At 30.0% G+C, this 6889-nt stretch carries 7 protein-coding genes; all 7 read right to left on the reverse strand.

The genetic code is table 11. The features are described 5' to 3' along the window. Positions 1-11: 11 nt before the first annotated feature. Complete coding sequence (wecB, locus tag ACI48P_RS05625; RefSeq protein WP_475214377.1) at positions 12-1139, reverse strand: non-hydrolyzing UDP-N-acetylglucosamine 2-epimerase; 1128 nt, start codon at positions 1137-1139, stop codon at positions 12-14. 20 nt (positions 1140-1159) lie between these two features. After that, positions 1160-2503 carry a glycosyltransferase family 2 protein gene (locus ACI48P_RS05630; RefSeq protein ID WP_475214379.1) on the reverse strand — a complete coding sequence of 448 codons (1344 nt, stop codon included), beginning with the start codon at positions 2501-2503 and terminating at the stop codon, positions 1160-1162. 275 nt (positions 2504-2778) lie between these two features. Then, complete coding sequence (locus ACI48P_RS05635) at positions 2779-2955, reverse strand: hypothetical protein (RefSeq protein WP_475214381.1); 177 nt, start codon at positions 2953-2955, stop codon at positions 2779-2781. Positions 2956-3337: 382 nt separating this feature from the next. Then, the gene (locus ACI48P_RS05640) at positions 3338-4627 is read right to left on the reverse strand and encodes an S-layer homology domain-containing protein (protein ID WP_475214383.1); all 1290 of its coding nucleotides are present in this window, start codon (positions 4625-4627) and stop codon (positions 3338-3340) included. Beyond that, the gene (locus ACI48P_RS05645) at positions 4587-4775 is read right to left on the reverse strand and encodes an S-layer homology domain-containing protein (protein ID WP_475214385.1); all 189 of its coding nucleotides are present in this window, start codon (positions 4773-4775) and stop codon (positions 4587-4589) included. The genes ACI48P_RS05640 and ACI48P_RS05645 overlap by 41 nt, the downstream gene beginning before the upstream one ends. Before the next feature lie 195 nt (positions 4776-4970). Beyond that, positions 4971-5987 carry a UDP-glucose 4-epimerase GalE gene (gene galE / locus ACI48P_RS05650; protein WP_475214387.1) on the reverse strand — a complete coding sequence of 339 codons (1017 nt, stop codon included), beginning with the start codon at positions 5985-5987 and terminating at the stop codon, positions 4971-4973. Between the two features lie 56 nt (positions 5988-6043). Further along, on the reverse strand, positions 6044-6811 hold the full coding sequence (locus ACI48P_RS05655) for a UTP--glucose-1-phosphate uridylyltransferase (RefSeq protein ID WP_475214389.1): 768 nt from the start codon (positions 6809-6811) through the stop codon (positions 6044-6046). Positions 6812-6889 lie beyond the last annotated feature (78 nt).

Consider the following 6889-nt stretch of genomic DNA (forward strand, 5'->3'; position numbering starts at 1 on the left):
TCCTTTTTTTATTATTTTTGTATATTGTAATCTTGCATAAACCTTTCTATTATCGCATTTGCAATATATTTACTTGCATATCCATCGCCATAAGGATTTGATGCTTTACTCATTCTATTATATTCGTCTTCAGATATAAGTAACTCTTTCGCCATATTATATATATTATTTTCATCAGTTCCTACTAATTTAAGGGTTCCAACTTCAACACCTTCTGGTCTTTCTGTTGTGTCTCTCAATACTAGCACTGGTTTTCCAAGCGCTGGAGCTTCCTCTTGAATTCCACCACTATCAGTCATTATTATGTGAGATTTATTTAAGAAGTTATGGAAATCTACTACTTCTAAAGGTTCTATTAGATGTATCCTATCATTTCCATCTAGGACTTCAGCTACTGCATCACGTACTAACGGATTTAAATGTACCGGATATACGACTTGCACATCTTCAAATTCATCAACAATACGTTTTATTCCTTTGAACATATTTCTCATTGGTTCACCTAAATTTTCTCTCCTATGTGCTGTCACTAAGATCATCCTACCCTGATCAATTTTTTCTATTATATGGTTTGTATAGTCTTCCGTAACTGTGGTTTTTAATGCATCTATCGCTGTATTTCCTGTAACATATATATCATCTTCTTTTTTACCTTCTCTTAATAAACTTTGTCTTGCTAGCTCTGTAGGGGCAAAATGCATATCTGCGATTATTCCAGTAGACTGCCTATTTATCTCTTCAGGATAAGGTGAATATTTATTATATGTTCTAAGACCAGCCTCCACATGACCTACTGGTATCCTATTATAAAATGCCGCTAAACTACCTGCTAGTGTAGTAGTTGTATCACCATGTACTAAAACTATATCTGGATTACACTCCTTGATCACCTTGTCCATGCTTTGTAGTACTCTTGAAGTAATATCAACTAATGTTTGGCCCTGTTTCATGATATTCAAATCAAAATTTGGAACTATCCCAAATGTATCTAATACTTGATCTAACATCTCTCTATGTTGAGCTGTTACACATACTATAGACTCTATTTCTTCTCTTGATTCTAATTCTTTTACTAATGGAGACATTTTTATTGCCTCTGGTCTTGTTCCAAATACTGTAAGAACTTTTATCTTTTTCACAATCTTTTTCCCCCTTAAATTTAACTATTGTCTGCTGTAGCCTCTACATCGGTTCTTTCACTATATACATGCTTTGTTTTAACCCATACACTCTGATTTTTCCACTTAATTATTCCTTGTATTTGTGGGTATATAAATGAAAAACTATATAAGAGCATTGCAATTATATGCTTAACTTTAATATTTATATTTAAATCATGTTTCAATGAATATGAAGGTAGTATTATATAGTTATAAATCAGTAACAACATCCCTGACCCACTTATAAATGCCAATGAACTTATTATCTGACGATAATATATACTTAAGTATGGGTTAAAACTAGTAATAAATAATCCTAAAATTGATATGATAAATCCAAAAATTAAAACTATATACTGTATAGATCTACCTATTGAAAATAAATGTATAAATACATCTAGATTTACCTTTTTGTTTTTATTTTTTATAAAGTTTTTAGTTATACTTTTAAATCTTTTGATTGCTACATATGAATGTCCCATACACCAACGAGTTCTTTGCTTTATTGAAACTCTTATACTATCTGGTTTTTCATCATATACTCTAGCAAAATGATTCCAAACTACCCTTCCGCCATTTAGCCATATATCAACAGAAAACTCTAAGTCTTCTGTCAAAGATTCGCATTTAAAACCATCTTTACCTATTAAATAATCACTTCTTATTGCAAATCCAGTACCTCCTATATATACAGGAAGCTTTTTCTTATATTTAGCATATTGTGCAAATCTATTAATAATAAAGAAAGACATACTATATCCTAAAGCGATTAAAGAAGTGCTATTTTTTGAATCAATATATACTTGTAATGCTTCTGGCTTTTCGGTATCTATAAATTGTGAATTCACCTCTTTTAGTAAATTAGTCGAAACATGATTATCTGCATCAAACACCATAACTAAGTCATAGTTATTTTTAATATTATCAAAACCAATATCTCTCAATGCATACTGTATTCCTCCTGGCTTGCCAACTCCCTCCCTTGTGAATCGCTTAAGAGATGTATCTACATATCTTACATTTTTTTCTTTACAAATTGCCTGAGTTTTATCTGTGCAATTATCATTTATAATTACTATTTCATATAGATTTTTGTCATAATCAATATTTCTTAAAGAGTCAATAGTACCTCCTATAACATTTTCTTCATTGTGAGCTGCTACAAGTAATAAAAACCTAGTTTTATCCTCTTGTAAATTATAATCTCTTTCTATTTTCCCAAAGCCATTAAAGGATATTAATGTTAAGTATATATTCCAAATTAATGAGTATATACTAAAAGCCATTAATACTAATAATAAACTTTTAACCACTATCTCTAATACATTAACTAGTAAGATCATTATATTTCCTCCTAATTTATTCTTTGAGAAAATTTTATTCTATCTCACCATTTATCAATATTAGATGTTGGTATACATTTTATTCATTATTAGTGTAATCAGCTATTATATAATAGAGTAATGCGCATACTACCCTTTTTTAATAAAAAAAAAGATGCTATAAATATGCATCTCGTAATATATTCACTATATTATTAATTACTTCTTTAATAAATCGGTATTTATTAATATGGTTGCATCTTAATAATAAATACATACCATCATTTTTTTAGTATTTATTCAGCCTTTTTATACCAGTTCCAATATTTATATCCACAATTCTCACATTCAGCAAGTATCTTTTCTATTTCAATCTCTATCCTTCCACAATAGTTGCATTTGAATTTTTCTTTATCCTTAGGTCCCTCTAAATTACTTCTATCATTTTCCCATATATTTATTATACTTTTCATGTTACATCTCCTTTAAGTATACTTTTTATATATCATATTATTTTCTAACTATATGTTAGCAACTTTGAATCCTCTAATAAATTATACTTAAGTATAATTTGTATAGCTCTACTCATTATATTTAACTTTATATTCTGTAAGTTTTGTAGCTATTTGATACTTCTTTATCTCCTAGATACCACTCTTGTTAGTAACTTATGTATGACTAATAGAAGTAACACTCCCCCGAATAATATTTAAACTGTATAAAATATTTATACAAAAAAATCGCCCCTTGGAAAAATCCAAGAGACGTTAATTGTTCAATTTGTGTCAATTTTATAGTTATTTTTTATAAATTAATTATTCTTTATATATAATTCTATTTTCTACAAATATTTAATTATCTAACTCTAATCAAAGTTACAACAGCTTCAGCCCTAATAATATTATTTTTAGGTTTGAAAGTATTATCTGGCCTAAATGTTCCATCAGGATATCCTTTAATATATCCCTTATCTATAAACTCATCTATTTGATCCTTTGCCCAACTATCTTTCCAGTATGTATATTTAGGGTATGCATAAGTAAGATTATGCTTATCTAAATTATAAAAATCTGTTTGTCCTGCTTTCATTGGAGTAAAATATGGAACCATTATACTTTCATCTTCTAATAACTGATCTTGGTGAAGAAGTCCAAAGCAGTGTCCTAATTCATGTAGTGCAACTTGGTATGTATGATCTTTAGTTAAGTTTGATGCATTTATCTTATAATCATTGATAAATACTTTTGCACTAGTAAGTTTAGGTACAGACTTTACAAACTCGTTATATGTTATTCTTGCAATACCTACCCACTCTTCTTTTGATGAACTTGTAGAACTAAGAATCAGATGTGCTTTATCTTGAGATACTTTATCAAAACTTATGTCTGCATCACTAATATGTGAAATCTTATCCAAAGCAATATTGAAAGTGCCGGTATGATTTGCATATGTGTCTGTAACGCTACTATCTAAATAAATTTTTACATTATTAGATGGTATAATTCTAAAATCATAGAAAGCGCTGTCCTTTGTAAGTACTTGCGCTGAATATGAATGTGTTGTTATTTGACCTTTTGAAGCTCCTGTTACTTCTTCTTTTATATCATTATATCTTAGGGACATACCTTGAGAACTTGTAACAAAATCTAAATCTGATACCTCATCATAGCTATTTATTTCTTTAGTAAAATGTATTAGCCCTTCATTATCTGATAAGTTGTATCTACCAAAGTTTAAAGAAACAATAGAATATTGTTTGCCTTCTTTTGTATTATTGGGTCTTAGGTAAAGCATATACTCTTGTTTTTCTTCCATAGGTATATATCCTTCAAAGTTTGAAAAATCTCCATTTTCAAATTTACAAGGCTCTACTACTGGTATGATTTCGTCTTTTACCTGACCTTTAACCACTTTGCTTATTTTAAAGCTTGAAATACTTGATGGACCGACTAAGTTTTTATCAGTATCCGTTTTTCTAACTCCATTAAAATATCCATTAACAATAATAGGACTATTTGCTTCTAATTCATCAAGGTTATTTGGTACTACATATGTAGCACTAAATGCTTCATTTTTGTTATAGATTATACTTATCTTACTAAAATTAGTACATATCCCCCATAAGCACACCAATAGCAACTTCATTATAGTACCATTCACTAGATTTAACATCACTAAAATTTATTGATGTTTTATTTGTAAATCCAAATACTCTATTTACTATCTTAGTAAATTCTGCTCTAGTAATTTTGTTGTCTGGCTTAAATATTCCTTTTGCTATAGCTTCTCTCATGTCGCCAACGACTTCGTCCGTTGCTCAAAAGCTTTTTTAAGCGACTACGTCTGCGATTTTATTTTACTTACTATTGGTGCATTGGTATCACTTGGTCACATGGGTTATTCATAGATTATAAGCTATTATAATCTATGAATACGTAAAAAAGGAGTAATCTATATTCGATTACTCCTATAAAGCTATTAATTCTATTTAATTATTCTCATATCCTTTTGGATTTTGGCTTTGCCATCTCCAAGAATCTTCACACATTTCATCTATTCCATAGTCTGCTTTCCACCCAAGTTCTTCTTGTGCCTTTGTTGGATCTGCATAACACTTAGCAACATCACCAGGTCTTCTATCTACTATTTTGTATGGTACTTCTCTACCGCTAGCTTTAGAGAATGCCTTTACTAAATCAAGTACACTATATCCGTTTCCTGTACCTAAGTTATATGTTACTAATCCTGGGTTTTGAGCTAATTTTTCTAATGCTTTAACATGTCCTTTTGCTAAATCTACAACGTGTATATAATCTCTAACACCTGTTCCATCAGGAGTATCATAGTCATTTCCAAATACACTTAGCACTTCTAACTGACCTATAGCTACTTTTGTTATATAAGGCATAAGGTTATTAGGTATACCATTTGGTTCTTCACCTATTCTTCCACTCTTATGTGCTCCAACTGGGTTGAAGTATCTAAGAATAGCAACATCTAATGTTTTATCAGCCTTACATATATCTCTTAACATATCTTCTACCATAAGTTTAGTTCTTCCATATGGATTTGTTACTGATAACGGGAAGTCCTCAAATATTGGACAAGTGTGAGGGTCTCCATATACAGTAGCTGATGAACTAAACACAAACTTAGATACATTATACTTTTTCATAGTTTCTAAAAGTACTAATGTATTAGTTAAGTTGTTGCTATAATATTCTAGTGGCATACTAACAGATTCTCCAACTGCTTTTAAAGCTGCAAAGTGAATAACAGAATCTATTTTATTTTCTTCAAATACTACTTCTAATTTTTCTTTATCTTTTATATCTAATTCATAAAACTTTACATCTTTACCTGTAAGTTCTTTTATTCTGTCTAATACTACTGGGTTACTATTGCAAAAGTTATCTACTATTACAACTTCATACCCTTCTTCTAAAAGCTCTATAGCTGTGTGGCTCCCTATATACCCTGCCCCTCCAGTTACTAAAACTGACATATTTTCCATCTCCTTTTTGCAATTCATCCTAATTATTAATATACTTATTTTAATTTCTATACTAACTCAATGTGTTTTTCTAATTCTTCTTTTTTATTACCTTTTACAGATTTTTTATTATTCTCATGATTTTTAACTGTATTTTTCATGTATTCTAATAAATCATCTTTTAAGTTATCTCTCTTTAAAGCAAAGTCTATTGTTGCTTCTAAGAATCCTAACTTATCTCCTACGTCATATCTTCTTCCTTCAAAGTCATAAGCATATATAGCTTCTTGCTTACCTAAAGTCTTAAGAGCATCTGTAAGTTGTATTTCTCCGCCTTTTCCTGGCTCTTGATTTTCAAGTATTTCAAATATAGCAGGAGTTATTATATATCTACCTAATATTGCTATGTTTGATGGTTCTTCTCCTGGAGCTGGCTTTTCAACCATGTCTTTTACTTTATATACTCTATCTTCTATATGCTTCACATCTAATATTCCATACTTTGATGTATCTTCAGGAGCTACTGTTTGAACACCTAATATAGATGTTTTATATTCATTGTAAGCTTCTGTAAGTTGTTTTAAACAAGGCTTGTCTGCGTCTACTATATCATCTCCAAGAAGTACTGCAAATGGTTCATTTCCTATAAAGCTCTTTGCACAGTGTATAGCATGCCCTAGTCCTTTTGGCTCTTTTTGTCTTATATAATGTATATTTACCATGTTAGATATGTCTCTTACCATTTCTAACATTTCTTGTTTTCCTTTTTGCTCTAATTCTAACTCTAATTCTACAGATTTATATAGGAATAGGTAAGACTTTGAAGTTATCTCCATCTTTTCCCCTCCTTCACACCGTACGTGAGAGTTTCCCCTCATACGGCGTTCCAACAATTTGAATTTAGTAATTATAAT

The sequence above is a fragment of the Romboutsia sp. LXY-2 genome, assembly GCF_056171995.1.